The following is a 3,784-nucleotide window of genomic DNA, read 5'->3' on the forward strand; positions in this document are numbered from 1 at the left end:
CTCCAAGTCCGGTTCTGCGAGGAGCCGGGAACGAATCGTCGTATGGCAGAGATAGCGTGGCACCGCCGGGAAACCAGGCGGCAACAGAGAACACAAACTTCGGCCTAAGCGACGGCAAGAACCCGGCTTACTCTCCGGCTCAATTATCACCATCTGCTACAGCGCTGATGGCAAGAAATCACAGCCCTTTGACCGATTCTTTCTTATCATCCTGATAGGCAGCCCATTCTCAAATCCCCTTCACACTCACCTCCAGCACCTGACTCCAATTCCCCACCCGCTGGTCGCGAACGCGATAGATGGCTCGATATTTCGACAGCACCACGCTGCCGGACGGCGGCAAGGGGGTCGTGTCGATATGGTTGGGCGTCATGTCGATGGTGAGCAGGGCAAAATTGCCGTTACCGTGATCGGCCTCGAGCTCCAGTGCGTCCATGCCTTGCATGGACCGGAGGACGCGCGGTTGGCCGCCCTGGAAATCAACGGCGAGGGCGGGCGGCATGGTGGCCGGGTCCACGGCTACACTTTTTGCCGGGGTGATGTTCAGGGCCTTGCCGATGGCTTCCGTGTAATTCTCGTGGATGCGGATGCGGGTGATCAGCCTGGACACATATCCGACCACATCGAGAAAGGGCTCGCCCGGGGGTGGCGTGAGGATGGGGAACGAGGGGACAACGGCCTTACCCGTCGGCGAGCCATCGCGCACGGCGTTCCTAAAGGCAACCGTGGCCTCACCGCCGGCCTTGAAGGCGGATTGCAGGTCGATGGCATACTTGAGCCAGGCCGTCGCCCTGTCCAGTTCAGACAGATCGTTCGCGCCGAATTCCAGCGCGGCGGCATAGGCCGACAACGTGGTGTCGAGATGCTGGAGCAGGGCCAGCTTTCCCGCATCTGTACGAGGGATGACTGTTGAATTCGGCACGATGGCGGTCTTTCCTGCCCATTGAAAAATTAAATAACGAGTATGCTGGATAAATCCAGCCGCTAGTTCGCCACCAAATGCAAGACCTTTTTTTGCATCGCGGCTGGGACGGGCTGCCATCGGGCCGAGGTGCCACCATCGGCTGTCGGTGCGACTTCCGGGGGGCTGGGACTCGGCATCAGGCCCCGTCGCGCAAGCCGTGGACTTGTTTATCGATGCTAACGGCCATGGCAGCAAAGCCATCCACCCCGGCGGATGAAAGCCCCCCCGTGGGAGCGGCTTCAGCCGCGACGAGTCCACGGACACTTGCGAGGTTGGGTCGTGGCTGAAGCCGCTCCCACGGGGGTTTCGCTGCAACGTCGGGAACTGCCTTCCGGGGCGCTGGTAGTGGGTTCCGCCGGTGTTGATGACGGTATCCAGTGCGGAGGGAGAGGTATGATCGCGAGCGATCAGGCGTCCCTCGGGGTCGAAAAAGGTTCCGTCGATCTTTGGCGAACGTCCCACGGGCTGGGAAAGTCACCCACGAACTCAGTCAGGGTTCCCAGGCGGTGGGAAAAGGTTCCCGCGCGCTGGGAAGATGTTACCAATGGAGGTATCCGTTCACCTGCTGGAAGTGAAGTATAAAAGATATTTTAATACAGTTTGTTACGTCATTTTTTGGTGCGCGGTGAAAAGTCGTCGGGAACCGGTACAAAGTCGGTGGGAAACGGTGCGAAGGATTTTTTGGAATGTCCCAGACATCGGGAATGACCGCGAACAGTCGTCGTCGAAACACCGAGGGATGGGTGCTGATAGCCCATCGGTCGGGAGTCGTGTCGGCTGTGACGCGTTGACGAACCCAGCCGCGGCCGGCGGTGCGGTTGGTTCCTCACCGCACCCTACAGCCTGGGGCGAGTTTGTTGGCTGGGGCGTTAATCGACGACATCAAAGCTGCCAGCGCCTTCCCCGGGGGACTTCTGGAGACAGTGTACCCAATTCGCAAAATGCGGAGAAGCGCATACCCCTTCCGGCCCGCCAGGTCGGATTAGGCGTCGCTAAACCGCACTCCCCGCTTGTGATATCAACCGTTTCGGCAAAACTACCGGTCGGCGATTTCGACCACCGAATTGCCGCCTGCCAGTAGCGCCACGGCATCCGCAAAGACTTCTTGCAGCAAACTTCGCAGTCGCCGATTGGTCAGATTGCCGCAGGTGAGCCAAAGGATCTGCGGCGGTGTGCCCAGGCGCAACGCCAAGTCGACAAAATCGCTGTCCTTACTCAGGATGACGACATCGTGGGCGGCGCGGGCGGCGTGGAAGATCGTCAGGTCGTCAGCATCGCGAAGTCCGAGATCACGCACCGCGCGGCAGTCAATGGAAAAATTGGCACTCAACCAAGGTGCCAATGTCGGCGGCAGTTGCGCGTCGAGCCAGATGGTCATGCGGCCAGCCGGGGAATCTCGGTGCGTTGGGCGGCGAATAGCAGGCAGGCCCGAATGTCTTCGGGCTCCAAGTCGGGGAAATCGGCCAGGATCTCTGTGGTGCTCACCCCATCGGCGAGCATCTCAATGATGTCTGTTACCCGGATACGCATCCCGCGAATGCAGGGACGGCCACCACATTGAGCGGGGTTGCTGGTGATGCGATCCGCGAGTTCTTGGTTGCGCATTTCGGCGTGGCTCCGGGGGACTGGGCAGTTGGCTTTACGGGCGTTGAACCGCGATTATGCGCCGTTGCGTCACGCGGCGGTAGGCGCGTATCGCCTTGTTCCCAAGTGCCCTGGGCGCTGCCGCGCTCTTCGCAATCGGGCACCCTGAGGGCACCTTTACAGCCGGTCCGGGTTTCCGTCAATGCGCTTCTCCGGGTTTTCAGGGCTTTTCGCCGCGACACTCGCCGCGCCACCCCGCGCCCTCTGGCCGAGCCCGCCGCCACCATGGGCACGATCCCGGGCGGCAGCGACATCGCGATCCGTCGCATGGCCCGGCTGCCCGTGGGCGGCCTCCAGGCCGTCGAGACCAACGACGGGCAACTGTCAGGGTCAGAATCCATGCGCCGCGCCGATCAGGAAAGGTGCTACCCAAACCCCTCGACCGTAGCCAACCGGTGGTTCTGGATCTGTCGGTCAACGACCTCAGGCGAGACCCCAAGTTCCCCGGCCCACTCATCCACCTCGTCGGGACTCACCCAGCTATCGTTGATCCGTTTTCGTAGCCAGTCCGCGGGCGCCAACAATTCGGCGGCGAAGGCGCGGTTGCGCTTCTGTCGATCGGTCCGGGCGACGGTTACGAGCGCAGATGGCGTCCCTGGCGCGGTCAGGTATTCGAAGAGGCCACGGCAGAAGGCGAACCGGACCTGCTCGGGCCTGGATTTTGTGGTCAGGAAACCGGGGCGTTCGCCGTCATCCGTGTCCACCATGCCATCGAACAGTTTCCTGGCACGCGGATCAGGGATGCTGACGCAACCGAGCGCGGGAATGCCAAAGGCCCCGGCCAAGGCCGCATCGCTGTTCAGTGGATCAGTGCCAAGACCAAGCCTCCCCCGGAGGGTTCTGGCGACCTGATAGCCCTGTTCCCAGGGAGTATGGTGCGGGTTGATCTTTTCGGTGCGCCCGCGAAGCGCAACCAGACCGTCATAGCGCCCGGAGGAGCGGCGCAGCAGTGCCCTGGCATCGTCGATGAGCGCGACCTGGGCATCCAGTTCTTGCGCATTGGCGAGGTCGAAGAAATCGTCCTGCCAATGGACAGGTAAGTAACGATTCAAAAATAACTTAAACACTTTTATCAAGAGAACCCGTTGGGGTCAACAACGTAGTTCCATTGCCCAAGGCTCAGGTCATGCCGAATAAACTGATCTTTGATATCACGGAACCCGTCGGAGCATTTGC

At 61.0% G+C, this 3,784-nt stretch carries 5 protein-coding genes; all 5 read right to left on the reverse strand.

Translation table 11 applies throughout. The features are described from left to right. Window positions 1–229: 229 nt before the first annotated feature. Complete coding sequence (locus QZX93_RS15715) at window positions 230–1,042, reverse strand: hypothetical protein (RefSeq protein ID WP_295388007.1); 813 nt, start codon at window positions 1,040–1,042, stop codon at window positions 230–232. 958 nt (window positions 1,043–2,000) lie between these two features. Next, window positions 2,001–2,342, reverse strand: a complete 342-nt coding sequence (locus QZX93_RS15720; RefSeq protein WP_295388010.1) for a DUF5615 family PIN-like protein — start codon at window positions 2,340–2,342, stop codon at window positions 2,001–2,003. Continuing rightward, a complete protein-coding gene (locus tag QZX93_RS15725; RefSeq protein WP_295388013.1) occupies window positions 2,339–2,569 on the reverse strand; it encodes a DUF433 domain-containing protein in 231 nt (76 codons plus the stop codon). Before QZX93_RS15725 ends, QZX93_RS15720 begins: the two co-directional genes overlap by 4 nt. A 156-nt stretch (window positions 2,570–2,725) precedes the next feature. Continuing rightward, window positions 2,726–2,929: a hypothetical protein gene (locus QZX93_RS15730; RefSeq protein ID WP_295388015.1), complete on the reverse strand. Its 204-nt coding sequence runs from the start codon at window positions 2,927–2,929 to the stop codon at window positions 2,726–2,728. 44 nt (window positions 2,930–2,973) lie between these two features. Continuing rightward, window positions 2,974–3,660 carry a hypothetical protein gene (locus QZX93_RS15735; RefSeq protein WP_295388018.1) on the reverse strand — a complete coding sequence of 229 codons (687 nt, stop codon included), beginning with the start codon at window positions 3,658–3,660 and terminating at the stop codon, window positions 2,974–2,976. Window positions 3,661–3,784 lie beyond the last annotated feature (124 nt).

The sequence above is a fragment of the uncultured Thiodictyon sp. genome (genome assembly GCF_903946935.1).
Lineage (GTDB): Bacteria > Pseudomonadota > Gammaproteobacteria > Chromatiales > Chromatiaceae > Thiodictyon.

Excerpts from the sequence above, each read along its gene's own strand:
- QZX93_RS15725 (WP_295388013.1), bottom strand. The coding sequence starts at position 2,569 with ATGCGCAACCAAGAACTCGCGGATCGCATCACCAGCAACCCCGCTCAA.
- QZX93_RS15720 (WP_295388010.1), bottom strand. The coding sequence starts at position 2,342 with ATGACCATCTGGCTCGACGCGCAACTGCCGCCGACATTGGCACCTTGG.
- QZX93_RS15715 (WP_295388007.1), bottom strand. The coding sequence starts at position 1,042 with ATGGCAGCCCGTCCCAGCCGCGATGCAAAAAAAGGTCTTGCATTTGGT.